A 20365-nucleotide genomic window follows, 5' to 3' on the forward strand; every position below is an offset into this window, starting at 1 on the left:
CCCCCCCCCCCCCCCCCCCCCCCCCCCCCCCCCCCCCTCGACCGCCTCGACACGCTCGTCGTCTGCGACGTCGTGATGAGCGAGACCGCGGCACGAGCCGATGTCGTGCTCCCCGTGACCCAGTGGGCGGAGGAGGACGGCACGATGACGAACCTCGAGGGCAGGGTGCTCCGCCGGCGTCGTGCCATCGACCCGCAGGGTGAGGTTCGCAGCGAGCTGTGGATCCTCGCGGAACTCGCCCGACGGCTGGCCCCAGAGGTGCGCTTCGACGACGACGCCGAGGAGGTTTTCGGGGAGCTGGGACGCGCATCCGCCGGAGGACAATCCGACTACTCGGGGATCGACTACGGAATGCTCGACGCCGACGAGCCCGTGCACTGGCCGTATCCGGCCGGCGGCAGCTCCACGCCGAGGCCGTTCGACGAGCGTTTCGCGCATCCAGACGGTCGAGCACGCTTCGTGCCTGTGCGGCGACGGCCCACTCCGGAGACGCCGCGCGGATCCGATCAGCTGTGGCTCGTCACGGGGCGTCTCCTCGAGCAGTACCAGTCAGGCGCGCAGACGCGCCGCGTGCCCGAGCTCGTCGCAGCACGACCGCACATGGAGCTCGTGCTGCATCCCGCGGCCGCGGATGTCCGTGGCCTCGCCGACGGCGATGTCGCTGTCATCGCGAACGACCGCGGACGGGTCACCGCGCCCGTCAGGCTGGATGCCGGCATCCGCGCGGACACGGTGTTCCTTCCGTTCCACTTCGCGGATGCGGACAGCGCCAACCTGCTCACCAGCGACGCCGTCGACCCGATCTCCTCGATGCCGGAGTTCAAGACCGCGGTTGTCACGGTCACCCGCGCCGGCTTCTGACGTCCGGTCGCTGCGACGATCCTCCCGAAAGTGCGCGATACTCCTCCCGATAGTGCGCGGTTCTCCTCCCGAAAGTGCGCGCCGGTCGCACCCGTTCACGAGTAGCCTGGCGCGCGTGACTCTCAGCGACGGCGGCGCAACGATCGAGGTCCGGCGTCGCACGCGCCTCGCCACCGAAGGCATCCTGGTGGGCGCACTTGCCATGGCTCTTGCCGGATGCACAGACTTCACGCTGCCCGACGATGCGACTCCGCCCCCGATGCCGCTGCCGACGCAGACGGCCGCTCCGGTGCAGGACGACTCGAGCCTCTCCACGATCCCGTCCCCGAAGCCGGGAGTGACAGCGGATGCTGCGTCCATGTCGACCGCGAACCAGCGACTCGAGTCGGTGATTGTTCCGCCGGGCGCACTGGCCAGTACGTCGCGACCCCAGGGCGTCGCCTCGTCCCTGGCGGTGCGGATGCTGTGCCAGCCGATGGCAGACGCGAAGGGATACTGGACGGTCCCCGGCAGCTCGCTCGACACCGTGGTGGCCTTCCTCACGACGCACACGCCAGTCGGGCTGACTTTCGAGGAGTCCACGGCGACGAACGCAGTCGAGGGGACCGACGGAGACGCCACTGTCATCGAGTTCTCGGCGAGCAAGGATGTGCAGAACGGTCTGATCTACGAGGTGACGTCCGTGGACGGCGGCGCCGGCATCCGTGCCGATTCACTCGTCGTCCCGTCGAACGCCACGTGTGCGACCGCCTCTCCCGGAATGGGGTATGCACCCTGGGGCGGCTGAGTCACACCAACGACCTGAGCACGTCGACCTCGGCTCCCGGCATGAACGCGTCGAAACCGTTGTCGATGAGCCATCGGATGGCGAGCAGGCACCTCACCGCCCACCATGAGCGGATCGCGTCGAGGTCGACGTCGGCTCCATAGCCCGCCACTACGTCGGCCAGATGCTCCTCGTGCCCGAGGGTGAGGGTGGCGAGATCGAACAGGGCGTTGCCTCGACCGGCCTCCGACCAGTCGATCACGCCGGTGACCTCGTCGCCCGCGACGAACACGTGCTCGACCTGGAAGTCGCCGTGCATGAAGACGGGCCGTGATGGCCGGAGCGCAGCTTCGGCTATCCGGCGACCGTCTGCGACCAGCGCTGCCGGCAGGATGCCACGTGCTGTCAGCGCCCCGCACTCGGCGTCCAGCCGTTGTGCGACGCCGACCAGGCTCCGCCCCTGCCACGGCGGCAGCGGCGCATCGTGCAGCGTGCGAGCGACCGCACCAGCCGCCGCCCACGCCGCCGGGGATGCAGCGGACATGGCACCGAGATGGCCGAGCGGCTCGCCTCGGACGGCTGCCATCGCAAGTACGGGCGGGGTGCGCCACAGGATGGTCGGTGTGGGGATCGGGGCGAGGCGCATCGCCTCTACCTCGCGGTCCGTCATGCTCTGGTCGGAGTCGACCTTGAGAAACGTGACGCCGACGCGCAGGGTCGCGCGCTCGGAGTGCGCGACAACCACCGAGACTGTGTCCACGACGGCCATCCTCTCAGGACACCCGACGTGGCGGGCGCTCAGTCGGCCGAATCCTCGGCGCGAGAAGGCCGGTCGGATTCGCCCTGTTCCTCGAACGTCAGCACGGTCTCGCCCGACTCGGCCGCGGAATCCGCTGCGGCATCGGCATCGTCATCCGTCTCGGGGATCTCCTCGAAGAGGCCGATCGGCGGTGTGACCGTGACTGTGCCCGACTTGACGTCGACCTCGGGCACGATGGCCGAGACGAACGGCACGAGGACCTCGCCTGATCCGGTCTTCACGGCCAGGAGATCCTGAGCGGGGAGGTGGTCGACGCGGGCGATGGTGCCGATCTCGACGCCGTCGCGCAGCACGCGCAGGCCGACGAGCTGGTGATCGTACCAGGCGTCCTCTTCGACGGAGTCGTCCTGATCGACCCAGAGGATCGCCTTGACGAGCGTCTCCGCCTCCGTGCGGTCTCCGACACCCTCGAAGAAGCCGACGGCATGCCCGTTGTACCAGCGCAGCTCCGCCAGCGTGAGCGTCTTGCCGTGCCACTTCGATCCGGACGGGACCTGCAGTGAGAACTCGGCTCCCGGCACGAAACGATGCTCAGGATCGTCCGTGAAGAGCTCGAGTTTGATGGCGCCCTTGAGACCGTGCGCCTTGGTCAGTCTGCCGACGCGAAGCTGCTGCCTCGGCTGATTCGGCTCTGATCGCTTCCCGCTCACCTGGGTCAGTCGATGAGGTCGACGCGGACGCGCTTGCCGTCGGCGAGCGCGCTGACGACGGTACGCAGGGCCTTCGCGGTGCGACCGGATCGTCCGATGACCCGGCCGAGGTCCTCGGGGTTCACACGAACCTCGAGGACCTCGCCGCGCGGAGATTCCCTCACCACGACGTGGACGTCGTCGGGGTGATCGACGATGCCTTCGACCAGATGCTGTAGAGCGGGTGCGAGCAAGGTGTTTACGCCTCGGTCGTCTCGTCAGCGGACGCCTCGGCCGCCGGCTCGGCCTTGGGGGCCGGCTTCTCGGACTTCGGCTTGAGCACCGGCTTCTTCTTCTCGTCGGCGACGAAGGCGACCTTGGCCTCGGGGGTCTTCACGGTGCTGACGGCGTTCTTGTCGCCCTTGAACGTGCCCCAGTCGCCCGTGAGCTTGAGGATGGCGAGCACCTGCTCGGTCGGCTGTGCGCCGACGCCGAGCCAGTACTGCGCACGGTCCGAGTCGACCTCGATGAACGAGGGGTTCTCGGTGGGGTGGTACTTTCCGATCTCCTCGATCACACGACCGTCGCGCTTGGTGCGCGAGTCGGCGACGACGATGCGGTAGTAGGGGGCGCGGATCTTTCCGAGCCGCTTGAGGCGGATCTTGACAGCCACAATTCTCCAGTGAGTTTGATAGTTTCGCGCGAACTGACTGCCGAGGGCGTGGGGCACACGCGGCAGGAGGTCTGATGGAGAGTCTCGCAACGGTCTGATAGAGGGTCGTCCCGTTCGAACTCGACTGACCATTCTTGCAGATTCGAGCCGCGAACGATAATCGGACCTTCGACGCACGGACCGCTCATTTCGCGTGATCCGCACTCCGAACGGTGGCATCGACGGCCGATCGCGGTCATGATGGGCGCAGGCGCTGCCGCATCGGGGCCGCGCCCGGCGAGGGGGACCGATGCACATCGACTTCGCGAGGTCAGAGCGCTCGACGATCGGCATCGAGTGGGAGCTTGCACTGGTGGATCGCGACACCGGCGACCTCGTACAGGTCGCCGACCAGGTGCTTCCGCTGCTCGGGCCGGGCGACGGCAGCGAGCATCCGCAGATCACGCACGAGCTTCTGCTCAACACCATCGAGCTGGTCAGCCGCGTTCATCGAACGGTTCCGGATGCCGTGGCCGACCTCAAGGACCTTCTCACCCGCGTGCGCAGCGCGACCGACCCGCTCGGAGTCGAGCTCATGTGTGCGGGCACCCATCCCTTCGCGCAGTGGTTCGATCAGAAGGCGACCCCGTCCGAGCGTTACGAGCACCTGCTGGAGCGCACGCAGTGGTGGGGCCGCCAGATGCTCATCTGGGGCGTGCACGTGCACGTCGGCATCGAGAACCGTGACAAGGCGCTGCCCATCCTGAACGGGCTGCTCACGTTCTACCCGCACCTGCAGGCGCTCAGCGCCTCCAGTCCGTTCTGGGCCGGAGTCGCCACCGGGTACGCCTCCAACCGCGCCCTCATGTTCCAGCAGCTGCCCACCGCCGGTCTTCCGTGGCAGATGGAACGCTGGGCGGACTACGAGGGATACGTGCACGACCTGATCACCACCGACGTGATCAGGGACTACAGCGAGGTGCGCTGGGACATCCGTCCGTCGCCGCGCTGGGGCACCGTTGAGATGCGCGCGTGCGACGGGGTGTCGACGGCCACGGAGCTCGGCGCCCTGGCTGCCCTCATCCACTGCCTCGTTGAGCGGATGTCCGCCCAGCTTGACCGCGGAGAGGTCCCCCTCGTGCTCCAGCCGTGGTTCGTGCGCGAGAACAAGTGGCGGGCGGCGAGGTACGGCATCGACGCAGACATCATCGTGGATCCCGGCGGCGCCCAGGGACCGGTGTCCGACGCACTCCACGCGCTCGTGGCCGACCTGACGCCCGTCGCCGAGAGGCTCGGATGCACAGCGGAGCTCGCCGACGTGCGAACCATCCTCGGCAAGGGGGTCAGCTACCAGCGACAGCTCGCCGTCGCCGAGGCGAACGGCGGCAGCCTTCCCGCGGTCGTCTCCTCGCTCACCAGGGAGCTGCGGAACGGCCTCGCCTGACGCATGCGAAGTCCGCCGAGACCAGACGTCCACGACGAGACTCGGCGCGGCGCGTCTGGTCTCGTCGTGGACGCCTAGTCTCAGCTGATCGGGTGGTATCAGCCGCGACCGAAGAGTTTCTGCACCGCCGCGAGGTCCTCGCCGCTCGGCGTCTTCTGGCCGCCGAGGCCGAAGCCGGACCCGCCTGCAGACGACGCCCCCGACGGGTTCGCGCCGGATGCCAGCGCCGCGTTCTCCGCAGCACGCTTGGCCGGGTTGCCCGACCGCGACGACTTGCCCTTCTTCTGCTGCGGCTTGCGTCCGCCGTAGCCGGCGCCGGGGATCGGCCCCATGCCGGGCACGTTCGGAACGCCGCCCTTGGCGACGGTCTTCATCATCTTCGAGGCCTGCTCGAACCGCTGCACGAGCTGGTTGACATCCGTGACCGTCATGCCGGATCCCTTGGCGATGCGGAGACGACGGGATCCGTTGAGCAGCTTCGGATTGTGCCGCTCCGACGGTGTCATCGACTGGATGATCGCCTCCGTGCGCACGATCTCCTTCTCGTCGAACTGGTCGAGCTGCTGCCGCATCTGTCCGGCACCGGGAAGCATGCCGATCATCTTCTTGATCGAGCCCATGTTGCGCAGCTGCTGCATCTGCTTGAGGAAGTCGTCAAGCGTGAAGCTGTCGGTCGCGAACTTCTCCGCGACCTTGCGGGCCTCCTCCTCGTCGAAGGTCTGCTGCGCCTGCTCGATGAGGGTGAGAACGTCACCCAGGTCGAGGATGCGGCTGGCCATGCGATCCGGGTGGAACGGCTCGAAGTCGTCGAGACCCTCACCCGTCGAGGCGTACATGATCGGCCTGCCGGTCACGGAGGCAATCGACAGGGCCGCTCCACCTCGCGCGTCTCCGTCGAGCTTGGAGAGCACGACGCCCGTGAAGTCGACGCCTTCCTGGAAGGCCCTTGCCGTGTTGACGGCGTCCTGACCGATCATCGCGTCGATGACGAACAGCACCTCGTCGGGGTTGGTCGCCTTGCGGATGTCCGATGCCTGCTTCATCAGCTCGGCGTCGATGCCGAGACGGCCGGCGGTGTCGATGATCACGACGTCATACTGCTGACGCTCGGCCTGCTTGACGGCATCCTTCGCCACGCGCACCGGATCGCCGACGCCGTTGCCAGGCTCTGGCGCGAACACCGGAACCCCGGCCTGCTCCCCCACCACCTGCAGCTGTGTGACGGCGTTGGGTCGCTGGAGGTCGGCGGCGACCAGTATGGGCGTGTGCCCGTCCTTCTTCAGCCACTTCGCCAGCTTGCCCGCGAGCGTCGTCTTGCCGGCACCCTGGAGGCCGGCGAGCATGATGACGGTCGGCGGATTCTTCGCGAACTCGAGCCTGCGCTGCTCGCCACCGAGGATGGCGACGAGCTCCTCGTTGACGATCTGCACGACCTGCTGCGCCGGATTCAGCGCCTGGTTGACCTCGTCGCTGAGGGCGCGCTCGCGCACCGTCGCGGTGAACTGTTTGACGACGTCGAGCGAGACATCCGCGTCGAGCAGCGCGCGACGGATCTCGCGGACGGTGCCGTCGACATCCGAAGCGGAGAGCTTGCCCTTGGTGCGGAGGTTCCTGAAGGTCTCTGTCAGACGGTCGGAGAGAGTGCCGAAGGTTGCCATGGTGGCTCAATCGTAACGTGCGCATCCCGGCAATCCGCCCGCGCGCACTCCTCCGTTGCAGCGCCATTTGCGCACTATTGCGCCACTCCGGATGGCGCAATAGGGCGCAAATGGCGCCCTAGAGGTGCCGCCGGCCGATGGGATCTCTATTCGCCGTCGTCGACCGCGACCACGTCGCCGCGGTCGTCGAAGCTCACCTGGAGCACGGCATCGGTCTCATCGGGGTCGATCGAGTAGGTGAAGACGGCGAACGCTTCGTCGTCGTCCGTGTGATCCGGATGCAGGGCGACCTGCAGAAGCTGCAACGAGCGCAGCACGTCCATCGCGATGTCTCCGGAGTTGTGCACGAGCAGATCGAGCAGCGACTCCCCCATGTCGTCGACACGCTGGTCGATGTACTGCGTCGTGATCGACTCGCGCTGGCTCAGGTCGGCGATGAGCGCGTCGCGTCCACGGGAGTCGAGACCCTCGAGCGAGCGGATGACGGCTGCCGCGGCATCCAGTCCGCTTTCGGCGACCGCGCCGGCGTCGTCCGCGGTGAGCGTCACCTCGACGGCCTGCTCCCCCACCTCGACCGTTTCCGACCAGTACAGCCCGCCGGACGAGTCCTCGTCGACGACGCCGAAGAAATCGTGTTCGATGGCCACCGTTGCTCCCTTGTCGTTGTGCTGGCGGTCGATCCGATTCAGCCGACCAGCTGTTGGGCGAAGACGTGCGGCGTGAATCCGGTGAGGTCGCCGATGCCCTCGCCCTGTGCGACGAGCTTGATCGGCAGCCCGGTGCGCTCCTGCACGGAGAGCACGAACCCGCCCTTCGCTGACCCGTCGAGCTTGGTGAGCACCAGGCCCGTGACTCCGGCGTGCTCGATGAAGGCCTGCGCCTGCGCGAGTCCGTTCTGCCCTGTCGTGGCATCGAGCACGAGGAGCACCTCGGCGACGGGCGCCTGCTTCTCGACGACCCGCTTGATCTTCGACAGCTCGTCCATCAGGCCGCCCTTGGTGTGCAGGCGGCCCGCGGTGTCAATGATCACGATCTCTGTACCGGTGTTCTTGGCGTACTCGATGGTCTGGAACGCGACGGATGCCGGATCCTGCCGCTCCTGCTGCGGCCGCACGATCTGCACGCCGGCCCTCTCGGCCCAGGTCGCCAGCTGCTCGACGGCCGCGGCGCGGAAGGTGTCGGCCGCGCCGACTACGACGGATCGGTCGTAGCCGCGCAGGAACCGCGCGAACTTGCCGATCGTGGTCGTCTTGCCGACGCCGTTGACGCCCACGACCAGCACGACGGCCGGGCGCTCGGAGAGGTGCAGGGTGGGGTCGAACCGGGCGAGACGCTCCTCGATGGTCTCCCGGAGCATCCGCTGGAAGTCCTTCGGATCGGTGGTCGCATAGCGGTTCACCTTCTGGTGCATCTCCTCGACGATGGCGTCGGTGACGTCGGGGCCGAAGTCGGCGGTGATGAGTGCCGTTTCGAGGTCGTCCCAGGTGCTCTCGTCGATGGTGGGTTTCACGAACATGCCGCGCAGAGCGCCGGCGAGCGACCAGGAACGTTCAGCCATGCCTCCAGCGTAGAGGCGATTGAGGTGAGAGCCGTGCGAGTGTGCTCGTACGGCCGAGCCGGCGCGCGCAGTCTCCTGGAGCATCCGCCGCGAGGCCGCGAACGTGCATCCTCGGAGATGTCAGGAGTGCCGAATAGGTTCGCACCATGCAGACACCCTCCGCCCTCCGTGATGTCCGAGCCCGTCTGACCGGCGAGCTCCACCTTCCCGACGACGAAGGCTACGACCGTGAACGCCTCGCCTGGAACCTCGGCGTCGACCAGCGTCCGGCCGCGGTCGCCGTCCCGGCCGACATCGCCGATGTGCAGGCGATCGTCCGTGCCGCGGCGGCGGCCGGCCTCGGCGTGCTGACTCAGCCCAACGGACACTCCGCCGCGCTCGACCTCGATGACGTCGTCCTGGTCCGTCCGCGCGCGTTCGACGAGATCACCGTCGACGTCACAGCGCGCACGGCGCGAGTCGGCGCCGGTGTGAACTGGGGCCCTGTCCTCACGCGTCTGGATGCCACCGGCCTGATCGCCCTTGCGGGCAGCAACCCCGGAGTGAACGTCGTGGCGTATTCGCTCGCAGGCGGCCACTCGTTGCTCGGGCGCGCATACGGCCTGCAGTCACCGGCCGTCACGGCCGTCGAGCTCGTGGATGCGTCAGGCGAGTTCCTGCGCGTGACCGAGGCGAGCGATCCGGAGCTGATGTGGGCGCTGCGCGGCGCCGGATCCCTGTTCGGCGTGGTCACCGCGATCGAGTTCTCACTGTTCGACGGCGACGAGCTGTACGGCGGCAAACTCACGTTCGCACCGGTGCACGCAGCGCAACTGCTCGCCACGACGTTCGAGGTGGCTCAGTCCGAACCCACTCTCGGCCTTGCCTTCGGCATCATCGTGTTTCCGAACGCGCCCGTGGTGCCGGAACCGATCCGCGGCAAGACGCTTGCATCCGTCGATGTGCTGCACATCGGCGGCGCCGACACGGGCTCATCCCTCCTCGATCCCTTGCGCGCCATCGGCACACCGATCGCCGACACGATGCAGGTGTTCGGCATCGGGTCCCTTGCCGCCATCGCGGCGGAGCCAACGGAGCCGATGGCGTACTCGGATTGGAGCGCGGTCTCCAGCGGCTACGACAGCACATCGGCCGAGGGTCTCGTCGCGGCCTTCGGCGAGGCGAGCGCGCACGGTGTCACCCGGCTCGAGGTGCGGCCGTTCGGCGGCTCCCTGCTCGGCGGCGATCGCAGTCGCGCCGTGGCGGCAGGGTTGGATGCTCCGTCCTCCGTCGGCTCGAGCGTGATCGCTCCCACAGCTGCCGCCCTCGCGGGAGCGGATGCGGCGTTCGACCCCCTGCGCGCGGCCGTCGCGACGACCCCGGCGACGGGGAACGTGCCGACGTTCCTCGACCACCACTCCACTCTGGCCGACTCGTTCGAGGCGGATGCCATCGCACGTCTCACCGCACTGAAGGAATCACGAGACCCGCACGGCGTGATTCGATCTGGACGACGCCTTCCCGCATAGCTCAGCGGTCCGCCCGGGCCGCTCGCTCGAGGTGCAGCGAGTCAGGCGGACTGGCGCTCGTCCTCGCGAGCGCCGGACGGCGCATCCTCGCGCTCGGGATTCCGGAAATCCCGCTCTTCCACGCGTTGCCCGACCACGGCGGACACGCCGTCCTGGCGCGTCGAGACGACGTACAGCGCGTCGGCGATCTCCTCGTGCCGGGCCGGGAAGCTGTGCCGCTGTTCCAGAGCAGCGAACTCCTCAAGGGCCACGCGACCCAGAGCTCCCGGCGATACGCATGACCGTCGGTCCGAGCGCCGACCCTCACTCTTTCCGCCCTGTGACCAGACCTTTTGTCGGATCCCCGTTCCCGATCGGGACTCGATCGCCATAACATGAGCACAGCTATGCGCGTTCGTTCGACGACCGGCCGGCGTCGAGAGTGCGCAGCACGACGGTTCGGAGGGGAATCGTGCGCAAGCTTGTGATCCTGGCCACGGCAGTGGCCGTCCTCGTGACCACGTTCGTGGTTTTCGCGCCGGCGGCACAGGCTGCCGTGCCGCCGGCGACGGGCAACAACGCCGTCATCACGGTCAAGGCGGGATCGGATAGAAACGGAACGAGTGCCGTCAGCAATCTCGAGGGTGTCGTGCTGGGCTTCTACGACACCGCAGGGTCGGATACACCGGTGTTCACCTGTACGTCGGATGCAAACGGCGACTGCAGCATCACCGTCCCGGATACGCAGACCCGTGGAACCAATCGCGATCGGCGCTTCTTCGTCCGGCAGATCAGTGCCCCCACCGGCTACTACATGAATTCCACCTTGGCGATCGGTACCACTCCGGCGTCCTCCGCATACACCTTTCAGACCGGCACGCAGCTCCGCAACGGGACGACGTACAGTTCCCTGGTCAACTTCATGATCGGGACGGGCAACACCACCGACACGGCCTCGGGCGGCATCTGGCAGGACAGCCGGACCAACCCCGTTCTCCCACCACAGTGCGGTCTCAATGTCGCCATCGTGGCCGATCTCTCCAACTCAGTGACGGCGACCGACCTGGTCGCCTTGAAGGGAGCGGCATCGACGATGGTGAACGCTCTCACGGGCACACCGTCGACCATGTCGCTCTTCACCTTCGCAACGAACTCCCCTGCGGCGGGCGCAGCGAACGTCAACCGTCCGGGTCTCATGCCCGTCTCGACGGCTGCCGGCGCCGCGGCGGTCAACGGCATGATCAACGGGTGGGCGCTTCCCGGAGGCGCCGAAGGCGGAACGAACTGGGACCAGGCTTTCCAGTCGGTCGCCAACTCCACACAGCACTACGACGTCGTCGTCGTGATCACCGACGGCAATCCCACGTACTACGGAAATCCCGTGCAGGGTCCGGGCAACAGGACCCGCTTCCGTGAAGTGGAGAACGGAACCTTCTCCGCAAACGCAGTGAAGGCACAGGACACCCGCATCGTCGCGATGGGCGTGGGTGCCGGAGTCGCCGGATCGCCCGACAACCTCCGCGCGATCTCCGGCCAGACCGCCGGGAGCGACTATTACCAGGAATCCGACTACACGGCGGCGGGTGCTGCGCTGCGTACGCTGGCCCTCGGCAACTGCGCGGGGAGCCTGACAGTCGTCAAGGAAGTGGTGCCGCCGGGCACCCCCGCGAACTCGACGACCGGGGCCCAGCCGGCCGGGGGCTGGACGTTCGGAGCTGCCACCGCGACGACCGGCGTCACCATCGACCCTGCGAGTGGTGAAACCGCCGACGGCACAGGCGCTGTCAACTTCGCACTGACATTCACCGGTACGACGACAGCCGACCTCACGGTGAACGAGATGCAGCAGGCCGGGTACACGCTGCACACGATCAACGGCGACAACGCGGTCTGCACACGGGTCGACACCGGCGCGAACGTGCCGATCACGAATGCAGGCACAGGCTTCAGCGTGACGGCGTCATCGGACTTCCCCGTGAGTTGCACGGTGTACAACCTCGCACCCATTCCCCCGGCCACGCTGCAGGTATCGAAACAATGGGTGGTCGACGGAGTCACGTTCCCTGAGGGAGAACAACCGGCCGAATTGACGACCCACCTGCAACTCGATGGCGCTGCGGCCGACTGGTCGACCGTGCAGACCGGCTTTTCAGCGGGACAGACGGTGTCCATCGACGAAGAGGCGACCGTCGACCAGAGTTCGCTCTGCACGATCAGCAGTCAGTTGCTGACCACGGCGAATGGCACGCCCACGAGCGCGGCGCTGCCGTTCTCGGCGACTCTGCAGGCAGGCGCCAACACCTACCAGATCACGAACGTGGTCACGTGCCCGGCGAGTCTGACGCTCGAGAAGGACGTGCTCGACGGCCCGGCAGCCGCCACGGAATGGACGCTGAATGCGGCCGCACCGGGGGGTGCTCTTCCCGGGCCCTCAGGAACGACCGGGGTCACAGGAGCGGTCACTCCGAGCGTCACGTACGCGCTTTCCGAGTCGGGAGGCGACCCGCGGTACGCGCAGGTTGCCGACCCGAACGCGGTGGCCATCCCCGGTTCGACCGTCAGCTGGTTCTGCAACCAGATCGACCCGACGACCGGTGACGTCATCGCCGGCTTCAGTGATGGTCTGAACGGCGGCGTGACCATCCCGCCGGGCTTCGATGTGAGATGCCAGGCCCGCAACCAGAGCGCGCAGTTGACCCTCGTCAAAGCGGTCGACAACACCCACGGCGGTTTGGCACAGCCAGGCGACTGGACTCTGACCGCGGATCCGGGCGACAACGATTTCGGACTCACGGCGGAAAGCGTCACCGGTTCGACGGCGGGGGCCTCGCTCTGGCTGCGGCCCGGTCAGACCTACACGTTGAGCGAGTCCGGCCCTGACGGATACGATCTCGGCTCGCTCGAGTGCAGGATCGGTAACAGTCCGGTCTTCGAGGCGCCGTCCGATGACACGATCACCCTGCTGCAGAACCAGTACGCCGTCTGCACGTTCACGAATGTGGATCGGCCCGCGCACCTCACCCTGGTGAAGGAGGTGCACAACGTTCACGGCGGGACCGCCACGGCGAGCGATTGGGATCTCTCGGCGACCGGACCCACCGACATCAGCGGAGCAAGCGGCTCGGATGCGGTGACGAACGCCCCGGTGTCCGCCGGCACGTACACGCTGGCCGAGTCAGGACCGTCAGGTTATACGGCGTCGGCCTGGAGCTGCACGAATGCGACAGTGACGGGCTCGACTGTCGCAGTCGCCTTCGAAGCCGATGTGACCTGCACGATCACGAACACCGATCAAGCGCTCCCTCCGGTCGAACCCGGCCAACCTGGATCGTCGCTCGCCGGCACGGGATCCAACCCGCCGTGGCCGCTGGCGGTGCTGGTGGCGCTGGGCGGGGCCGTCCTCATCCTGATCGCGCGCCGACGCCGGACGTAGCGGTGCGCACAGCGCGCTGAGGAAACGGGTCGGCCGGAGGACCTCATTCCGACGAGGTCACGCGGACCTGCGCTCGTCCTCCTCATCGCGGCCTGTGACGTTCCGCTCGCCCACGCGTTGCCCGACCACGGCGGACACGCCGTCCTGGCGCATCGAGACGCCGTACAGCGCGTCGGCGATCTCCATCGTGCGCTTCTGGTGCGTGATGACGATGAGCTGGCTGTCGGCGCGCAGGTCTTCGAATGTGGTCAGCAGACGGCCGAGGTTCGCGTCGTCCAGCGCCGCCTCCACTTCGTCCATGATGTAGAAGGGGCTCGGCCGGGCCTTGAAGATGGCGAGCAGGAACGCCACTGCCGCCAGAGACCGCTCGCCGCCGGAGAGCAGCGAGAGTCGTTCGATCTTCTTGCCTGCAGGGCGCACGGACACCTCGATGCCCGTGGTGAGCAGGTCGTCGGGATCCGTGAGGCGGATGCTGCCGCTGCCGCCCGGGAACAGCACGGGGAAGACCTCGGCGAACGTGCGGCGCGTGTCCTCGAACGCGTCGGCGAAGATGCCCTGCATCCGCTCGTCGATGTCGGCGATGATCGTCAGCAGGTCCTTGCGCGTGTTCGTGAGGTCCGTGAGCTGTTCGGTGAGGAACTTGTGCCGCTGCTCCAGGGCGGCGAACTCCTCGAGGGCGAGCGGATTGACGCGACCGAGCCTCGCGAACTTGCGCTCGGCATCCTGCAGTCGCTTCTCCTGCTCGGCACGCACGAACGTACGTTCTTCGCCGTCCTCGGTCTCGGCCGGGATCGGCGCCTCTGGGCCGTATTCGGCGACGAGCACGTCTTCTACGAGCCCCAGCTCGTTGCCCGCACGCTCCAGCAGGGCGGAGAGGTGCAGCTTCTTCTCGTAGATCTGCAGCTCGAGGCCGTGCACGCTCTCGCTGACGGCATGAAGCCTGTCGCGCAAGGACGACTCGTCGCGACGCAGCGCGACGAGTTCCTCGTTCTGGCCCGCGCGTGCCGCTTCGGCCGCCGCCAGCTCTGTGCGCGCCTGGCTCACGGATCGGTCCACGGAGTCGAGCACCTTCGGCAGTGCCGCGATCACGCGCTGCGCTGCCGCGACCTGATGGCGCCGGATGACCTCGCGGCGCGCGGCCTCCGCTGCTGCGGCCCGCTCGGATTCCAGCCGCCGCACGAGAGAGGCGGTGCGCGCCTCTTCGGCCCGCACACGTTCCCGCGCCGTTTCCGCCGCCAGTCGCGACTGGACCTCGGCCTCACGGCATGCCTCGAGCTCCGCGGACACCGCGTCCCGCTCACTGACGTCGAGAATCGGTCGCGGCTTCGACGCATGGGTCTCGTGCGCGCGTTTCGCGGCCGCCGCAGCCTGATCCGCTTCCCCGACCTTCGTCTCGGACTCGGCGATGCTGCGCGCGATTCGCTCCGCTTCCGCGTTCGCCGCCTCCAGCTGCGCGGTGAGTCTGCTGGTCTTCTCGGTCTGCTCGGCCAGCTGGGCGTCGTACGCGCGCAGCTGCGTCAGGGTCGCGGCGGATGCCTGTTTCGCCGCCTGCAGAGCATCCCTCTGCTGATCGTGCTCGGCCTTGGCCGTCGCGATGGCCGTCTCCAGCTCGTCGAGGCGCGCGGCGGCGGCATCCCGCTCGGCCAGCAGCTCGATGCGGCCCGCGCCCTTGCCGGATCCGCCCCGCAGCGTGTGTGCGGACAGCACCTCGCCCGTGCGGGTCACCAGCACGACACCGCTTTCCTCGATGCCGGCCCACATGCGCTGCGCCTGGTCGAGATCGTCGACGACGGCGACGTTCCGCAGCAGCGCGCGGATGCTGGGCGTTCCGGCCAGAAGGAGCCCGTCCGCCGCGCGCGCGGTGTCGGACAGCCCGGTGTCGGGCAGCGCCCTTGTCGGCAGGGCGGCCTCCGCGGATTCGGCACGCGCAGACGAGGATCCGGATCCACCGGCCGCGTCACCCTCCAACACGAGCTCGATCGAGCCGAGGTCCCCCGCGGAGGCGTACCTGGCCGCATCGATCGCCGCGCCCCGGTCGGCGACGACGACGGCATCCGCGAGGGATCCCAGCGCCGCCGCGATCGCCGTCTCGTACCCGGGCTCGACCTTGATCGTGTCGGCGACGCGTGCCTTGACGCCGGTGCGTCCCGCCGCGAGCAGGGCCGCGGATCCGTCGCGAGCCTCCAGGGCACGGCCGAGCGCGGTGACCTGGCCGGACAGCGCGTCGCGCTCACGCTCCAGAGTGCGCAGCTCGTCGCGAAGCCGTTCGATCTCGGCTTCCGCCTCGAAGACGGATGCCTGCGCAAGCTCGTACGCCTCGGCCAGGTCGCCCTGCGCATCCGGCCCGAGCGGAGAGTCGCCCTCGCTGTCGGCGAGCGCCTCCTCCGCGGCCGCTCGTCTCTGCTCTGCGGCCTCCAGCTGGCCCAGCTGGCGGAGCGACTCTCCGCGGAGGGCGGCGAGCCGCTGGGCTGCGGCATCCGCCTGGCCCGCCAGCTTGGTGAGTTCCAGGTCGTGCTGCGACACGAGCGCGCTCTGCGCGGCGATCTGCTCGTCGAGCGCGTCGAGGCGGCCGCGCGCGGCACGGGTGGCGGTCTGCGCGGTGGTGACCGCGGCATCCGCTTCGCCCACGCCGTCGCGGAGCAGGGCGGTCTCGGCCTTCGACGCCTCGATCATGTCGGGGGTGACCGTGCGTGCGGACTCGGTGAGCTCGCCCTGGGAGCCGAGGAGCGCCATCCGCTGGTTGGCAAGGGTGAACAGGGAGCGCAGACGCTCCTGAGCGGATTCGAGCGCGAACGCCGTGCGACGGGCGGCGTCGACGGCGTCGCCGACCTGCTCCTGCTCGATGCGCCCGATGCGCAGCTGCTTCTGCTCGAGCTGCTCCTGCACCACGATGCGCTCGCTGTGCCGTTGCGTCTCGTCGCGCGAGTAGTCGTCGAGGGTCGCACGCAGCCCGACCACCTCGTCCGCGAGAAGGCGTGCTCGGGCGTCGCGCACGACGGCGGCGATGGTCTGCGCTTCCCGCGCCACCTCTGCCTGCGCGCCGAGCGGTTTCAGCTGCCGGCGGATCTCCCCCGCCAGGTCGCTCAAGCGCGTCAGGTTCGTCTGCATCGCCTCGAGCTTGCGGAGGGTCTTCTCCTTGCGCCTGCGGTGCTTCAGGATGCCGGCGGCCTCCTCGATGAAGCCGCGGCGGTCGTCGGGACTGGCGTGCAGCACGGCATCCAGCTGCCCTTGTCCCACGATGACGTGCATCTCACGGCCGAGACCGGAGTCGCTGAGGAGCTCCTGCACGTCGAGCAGCCGGCACTGCTTGCCGTTGATCGCGTATTCGCTGCCGCCGTTGCGGAACAGCGTGCGGCTGATCGTCACCTCGGAGTACTCGATGGGCAGGGCGCCGTCGGAGTTGTCGATGGTGAGCGTCACCTCGGCACGGCCGAGCGGTCCGCGCGTCGACGTGCCGGCAAAGATGACGTCTTCCATCTTGCCGCCGCGCAGGGTCTTCACGCCCTGCTCGCCCATCACCCAGGCGAGCGCGTCGACGACGTTGGACTTGCCGGATCCGTTGGGTCCGACGATGCAGGTCACACCGGGTTCGAAGGCGAACGTGGTCGGCTGTGCGAAGGACTTGAAGCCCTTGAGCGTCAAGCTCTTCAGATGCAACCGCTGCCCCCTTCACGGGTCCGTGGCCCGAACTGCTCGCCGCGAAGCCGTCTCTACGGTACCCGACAGCAGTGCTCAGGCCGGGCAGCGGGATAGGGTAGTCGGCTGATTGGCACGACGGCGAGTGGGGACGACGGCCGTCCGAAAAACCGGGGGAAAGGGCAGTGGCAGCTCAGATGCGCGTCACGATCGAACGAGTGGCGTTGCCGGCATCCGCCGACGGCGCGGATGCGACGGACTTCCGTGACTTCGTCGACGTCGGAAACGCCTGCTCGCTCGACCTGTGGGGATCCGACGATTTCGTGTACGACGCTGCCGACCAGCTCGCGTGGTTCCGTCCGGGCGAATTCAGCATGCGGATGCTGTACCTCGCGCGCCTGGACGGTCTGCCCGTCGGCCGCCTCCTCATCCGGCTCCCCCTCGACGAGGATGCGACAGGCGCCGAGCTCGAGGTGCTGGTGCTGCCGACGGCGCGTCGGCACGGGATCGGATCCGCCCTGCTCGCGCAGGGCGAGAGCGTGGTGGCCGAGGGCGGACGCGTCGACATCTCCGTCTTCACGGAGCATCTGCTCGGCGACATCCGTTCCGACGCGCCCGTCGTGGACGCCGCGGAGGGCGACGTCGGGCTGCCGGCCGACGACCCCTTCGTGCGGTTCGCCGTGGCGCACGGGTACCGCCTCGGGCAGGTCGAGGTGGTCAGCGAGCTGAGCCTGCCCGTGGCATCCGCTCGCCTCGAGGAGCTTCGAGCGGATGCCGGCGCGCACGCCGCCGACTACGAGTTGCGCAGCTGGTTCCCGCACTGCCCAGACGACCTGGTGGACGGCTACGCGGCGGCGATCGAGCGCATGACAACGGACGTGCCGCACGAGGGGATCGCCGTGGACGCCGAGCGGTGGGACGCCGCCCGCGTGCGTGCGATCGAGCAGCGTGGCATCGACCGCGGCAAGCCGTGGCTCACGACAGCAGCGATCAGTCGCACGGACGGGCGGCTGGCCGGCTACACGGAGCTCGAGATCGCGGACGCCTCACCCGTCGTCGAACAGGGCGACACCCTCGTCACACCCGAGCACCGCGGTCACCGTCTCGGGATGCTCATGAAGCTGCACAATCTGGACCGCCTCGCGCAGGTCGCGCCCCATGTGCGGCGGGTGATCACCTGGAACGCCGAGGAGAACGGACCGATGCGCGCGATCAACGACGCGATCGGCTTCCGCAGCACGGCGCTGAACGGCAACTGGCAGAAGACGCTGCGATGACGCGGGATCCGTAACAAGGCCGGCCCGAAAAGGAGAGTCGCATGCGAGCCGCTGTCATCCACGAACGGGGACCCGCCGAGTCGATCCGCGTGGAGGACATGTCGCAGCATCCAGGCGTCCGAACCTCTGGGCGTCCTGCCCGCGGCGGTCCGAAGCGAGCCGCGGGCAAGCCTCCGCGGTCGCCGAACGGCTCAGCTCGTCGCGGTCTTCGGCACGCGGATCCGCTGACACCGCGGGCAGTAGTGCGACGACCGGTTCATGAACGCCGCTCGCACCATCGGTGTGCCGCACCGCGGACACGGCAGGCCTTGCCGCCCGTAGGCGTTCAGGCTGTGCTCGAAGTACCCCGACGCCCCGTTCACGTTGACGTACTGCGCGTCGAAACTCGTTCCGCCCTCCGCGAGCGCCTTCTGCAGCACCGCCCGCACCTCGCGCAGGAGTTCGTTCCCCTTGCGCGTCGACAGCGTCGCGGTGGGCTGGTCGAAGTGGATGCGGGACGCCCACAGCGCCTCGTCCGCGTAGATGTTGCCGACGCCGCTGATCAGCGTCTGGTCGAGCAGCGCTCGCTTCACCGCCGTCCGTCGCGATGACAGCGCCCGCAGGAAGCCCGCGTCGTCGAACGCAGGATCGAGTGGATCCCGCGCGATGTGCGCGACCTGGCCCGGCACAGCCGCGAGGGCGACGCCGTAGCCGCCTGCCGCGCCGTCCGGCGTCGCGAGGAGCCGGTCCACGGCGAGCGAGCCGAACGTGCGCTGGTCCACGAAGTGCACGGCGAGTTCACCGTGCAGCGGATGTTCCAGCGTCAGCCGAACCCGCGCGTGGCGTTCCAGCGGTGCTCCCGCTTCGCGCAGCAGCACCTGCCCGCTCATCGCGAGGTGCAGCAGCAGCGCATCCGCGGCGGATCCGCCTGCGTCGGCGCCGGCGCCCGCACCGGCCGACGACGTCGCGGGCGTCGCAGGTCGCGACTCCAGCGGCAGCCAGATGAACTTGCCTCGGCGGGCCGCGCCGAGCATCCGTCGGCCCGTCAAGAGGTCGGACAGGTCGCCGCGCGTGCGGTCGTGCCTGGTGAGCGCGCGGTCGTCGAGCACCTCGACGGAGGTGATCAGTGCGGAGGTGACGGCCGGTTCGAGACCGGCACGCACCACCTCAACCTCGGGAAGCTCTGGCACCGGAACGATCCGCGTTGGCGATCGACCACGCCTTCAGCGCGGCGGCCATCTCGGCGTTCTTCTTGCTCGTCCCCTCACCGGAGGCCGTGACGAGGCCTTCGACGGTGACGGTGGCGTGGAAGGTCTTGTTGTGGTCCGGTCCGGTGTCGGTGACCACGTACTGCGGTGGAGGCGCTTCGTTGTGCGCCGCGAGCTCCTGCAGGCTGGTCTTGGGATCCATGGCCGCGCCGAAGCGATCCGGGTCGTCGAGGAGCGGCTCGATGAGCCGCAGCACGAGAGCGGTCGCGACGTCGCCCCCGGCGTCCAGGTACACGGCGCCGATGATCGCCTCGACGGTGTCGGCCAGGATCGACGACTTGTCCGCCCCGCCGCTCTGCGACTCACCGCGGCCGAGCAGCACAAAGACCCCGAGGCCGATGCCGCGCGCCACCTCGGCGAGCGCGACGCTGCTGACCAGCGACGCGCGGCGCTTGGCGAGCTCACCCTCGTCGAGCCGCGGATAGTCGCGATACAGCTTGACGGTGACGGCCTGACCGAGGATCGAGTCGCCCAGGAACTCCAGGCGCTCGTTGTTCGGGATGCCGCCATGCTCGTACGCGTACGAACGGTGCGTGAGCGCGAGCTCGAGAAGCCCCGGATCGATGCTCACACCGAGACGGGCCTGCAACTCGGCAGGGTCCCCCGATTCCGCCGAAGCACGACTCAGGCGCGCATCGTTCTCGATGCGCGCCTGGGACTCCGTGCGCTGTTCGGCGTCCGGCACGTGACTAGACGTCGGCGACCTTGCGGCCCTTGTACTCCAGGAACAGCGGGGTACCGGCCGAGTCCTCGACGACCTTCGCGTGGTGCGGAAGGCTGTAGGTCACCTTGCCGTTCTCGACGGTCTTGACGAGGTTGGGAACCTCCGCCTTCCACTGCGAACGACGGGCGTGCGTGTTGGCGCGCGACTTCTTCCGCTTGGGAACAGCCATGTCT

Annotated in this window: 18 protein-coding genes; 6 read left to right on the plus strand and 12 right to left on the minus strand. The window is 68.5% G+C overall.

The features are described from left to right. Both ACX9R5_RS13870 and ACX9R5_RS13875 read left to right on the plus strand, forming a co-directional pair. On the plus strand, positions 1 to 861 hold an 861-nt coding region (locus tag ACX9R5_RS13870; RefSeq protein ID WP_459409611.1), incomplete at its 5' end, for a molybdopterin oxidoreductase family protein. A 115-nt stretch (positions 862 to 976) separates the two neighbouring features. Then, positions 977 to 1648 (plus strand): hypothetical protein, encoded by a 672-nt coding sequence (locus tag ACX9R5_RS13875; RefSeq protein WP_459409612.1) that lies wholly within the window; start codon positions 977 to 979, stop codon positions 1646 to 1648. A 1-nt stretch (position 1649) separates the two neighbouring features. Here ACX9R5_RS13875 and ACX9R5_RS13880 read toward each other — a convergent pair whose 3' ends face one another. The 4 genes from ACX9R5_RS13880 to rpsP are packed head-to-tail and all read right to left on the minus strand — an operon-like array spanning position 1650 to position 3749. Next, on the minus strand, positions 1650 to 2396 hold the full coding sequence (locus ACX9R5_RS13880) for a phosphotransferase family protein (protein WP_459409613.1): 747 nt from the start codon (positions 2394 to 2396) through the stop codon (positions 1650 to 1652). Between the two features lie 29 nt (positions 2397 to 2425). Next, a complete protein-coding gene (rimM, locus tag ACX9R5_RS13885) occupies positions 2426 to 3097 on the minus strand; it encodes a ribosome maturation factor RimM (protein ID WP_459409614.1) in 672 nt (223 codons plus the stop codon). A 5-nt stretch (positions 3098 to 3102) separates the two neighbouring features. Further along, on the minus strand, positions 3103 to 3330 hold the full coding sequence (locus ACX9R5_RS13890) for an RNA-binding protein (protein WP_459409615.1): 228 nt from the start codon (positions 3328 to 3330) through the stop codon (positions 3103 to 3105). A gap of 5 nt (positions 3331 to 3335) precedes the next feature. Beyond that, positions 3336 to 3749 (minus strand): 30S ribosomal protein S16, encoded by a 414-nt coding sequence (gene rpsP, locus ACX9R5_RS13895; protein WP_459409616.1) that lies wholly within the window; start codon positions 3747 to 3749, stop codon positions 3336 to 3338. Positions 3750 to 4038: 289 nt separating this feature from the next. On the opposite strand from rpsP, the gene ACX9R5_RS13900 reads away from it, so the two are divergent. After that, positions 4039 to 5172 (plus strand): glutamate--cysteine ligase, encoded by a 1134-nt coding sequence (locus ACX9R5_RS13900; RefSeq protein ID WP_459409617.1) that lies wholly within the window; start codon positions 4039 to 4041, stop codon positions 5170 to 5172. Between the two features lie 98 nt (positions 5173 to 5270). On the opposite strand, the gene ffh is transcribed toward ACX9R5_RS13900, so the two are convergent. The 3 genes from ffh to ftsY form a co-directional block, all read right to left on the minus strand. Beyond that, a complete protein-coding gene (gene ffh / locus ACX9R5_RS13905) occupies positions 5271 to 6830 on the minus strand; it encodes a signal recognition particle protein (protein WP_459409618.1) in 1560 nt (519 codons plus the stop codon). Positions 6831 to 6976: 146 nt separating this feature from the next. Beyond that, the gene (locus ACX9R5_RS13910; RefSeq protein WP_459409619.1) at positions 6977 to 7477 is read right to left on the minus strand and encodes a DUF2004 domain-containing protein; all 501 of its coding nucleotides are present in this window, start codon (positions 7475 to 7477) and stop codon (positions 6977 to 6979) included. Between the two features lie 38 nt (positions 7478 to 7515). Next, positions 7516 to 8388, minus strand: coding sequence for a signal recognition particle-docking protein FtsY (ftsY, locus tag ACX9R5_RS13915; RefSeq protein ID WP_459409620.1), 873 nt, complete (start codon positions 8386 to 8388; stop codon positions 7516 to 7518). A gap of 146 nt (positions 8389 to 8534) precedes the next feature. Here ftsY and ACX9R5_RS13920 point away from each other — a divergent pair, with 146 nt between their 5' ends. Beyond that, on the plus strand, positions 8535 to 9896 hold the full coding sequence (locus tag ACX9R5_RS13920) for an FAD-binding oxidoreductase (protein ID WP_459409621.1): 1362 nt from the start codon (positions 8535 to 8537) through the stop codon (positions 9894 to 9896). 41 nt (positions 9897 to 9937) lie between these two features. Here the strand turns inward: ACX9R5_RS13920 and ACX9R5_RS13925 are convergent, their stop codons facing one another. Further along, positions 9938 to 10147 (minus strand): hypothetical protein, encoded by a 210-nt coding sequence (locus ACX9R5_RS13925; protein ID WP_459409694.1) that lies wholly within the window; start codon positions 10145 to 10147, stop codon positions 9938 to 9940. A gap of 200 nt (positions 10148 to 10347) precedes the next feature. Here ACX9R5_RS13925 and ACX9R5_RS13930 point away from each other — a divergent pair, with 200 nt between their 5' ends. Further along, on the plus strand, positions 10348 to 13308 hold the full coding sequence (locus ACX9R5_RS13930; RefSeq protein ID WP_459409622.1) for a VWA domain-containing protein: 2961 nt from the start codon (positions 10348 to 10350) through the stop codon (positions 13306 to 13308). Between the two features lie 57 nt (positions 13309 to 13365). Here ACX9R5_RS13930 and smc read toward each other — a convergent pair whose 3' ends face one another. Beyond that, entirely contained in the window at positions 13366 to 16965 is a 3600-nt protein-coding gene (gene smc / locus ACX9R5_RS13935; protein WP_459409623.1) for a chromosome segregation protein SMC, read from the minus strand. A gap of 164 nt (positions 16966 to 17129) precedes the next feature. Between smc and ACX9R5_RS13940 the strand changes: the two genes are divergently transcribed. Beyond that, positions 17130 to 18221: a GNAT family N-acetyltransferase gene (locus ACX9R5_RS13940; protein WP_459409624.1), complete on the plus strand. Its 1092-nt coding sequence runs from the start codon at positions 17130 to 17132 to the stop codon at positions 18219 to 18221. A gap of 191 nt (positions 18222 to 18412) precedes the next feature. Here the strand turns inward: ACX9R5_RS13940 and mutM are convergent, their stop codons facing one another. The 3 genes from mutM to rpmF form a co-directional block, all read right to left on the minus strand. Next, positions 18413 to 19390 (minus strand): bifunctional DNA-formamidopyrimidine glycosylase/DNA-(apurinic or apyrimidinic site) lyase, encoded by a 978-nt coding sequence (gene mutM, locus ACX9R5_RS13945; protein WP_459409625.1) that lies wholly within the window; start codon positions 19388 to 19390, stop codon positions 18413 to 18415. Beyond that, positions 19368 to 20096, minus strand: a complete 729-nt coding sequence (gene rnc / locus ACX9R5_RS13950; protein ID WP_459409690.1) for a ribonuclease III — start codon at positions 20094 to 20096, stop codon at positions 19368 to 19370. The genes mutM and rnc overlap by 23 nt, the downstream gene beginning before the upstream one ends. A gap of 61 nt (positions 20097 to 20157) precedes the next feature. Then, the gene (gene rpmF, locus ACX9R5_RS13955) at positions 20158 to 20361 is read right to left on the minus strand and encodes a 50S ribosomal protein L32 (RefSeq protein ID WP_146318687.1); all 204 of its coding nucleotides are present in this window, start codon (positions 20359 to 20361) and stop codon (positions 20158 to 20160) included. Between the last annotated feature and the right edge of the window lie 4 nt (positions 20362 to 20365).

Source organism: Rathayibacter sp. CAU 1779 (assembly GCF_054551755.1).

Excerpts from the sequence above, each read along its gene's own strand:
- ffh (WP_459409618.1), bottom strand. The coding sequence starts at position 6,830 with ATGGCAACCTTCGGCACTCTCTCCGACCGTCTGACAGAGACCTTCAGG.
- ACX9R5_RS13900 (WP_459409617.1), top strand. The coding sequence starts at position 4,039 with ATGCACATCGACTTCGCGAGGTCAGAGCGCTCGACGATCGGCATCGAG.
- ACX9R5_RS13880 (WP_459409613.1), bottom strand. The coding sequence starts at position 2,396 with ATGGCCGTCGTGGACACAGTCTCGGTGGTTGTCGCGCACTCCGAGCGC.
- ACX9R5_RS13920 (WP_459409621.1), top strand. The coding sequence starts at position 8,535 with ATGCAGACACCCTCCGCCCTCCGTGATGTCCGAGCCCGTCTGACCGGC.
- ftsY (WP_459409620.1), bottom strand. The coding sequence starts at position 8,388 with ATGGCTGAACGTTCCTGGTCGCTCGCCGGCGCTCTGCGCGGCATGTTC.
- rpmF (WP_146318687.1), bottom strand. The coding sequence starts at position 20,361 with ATGGCTGTTCCCAAGCGGAAGAAGTCGCGCGCCAACACGCACGCCCGT.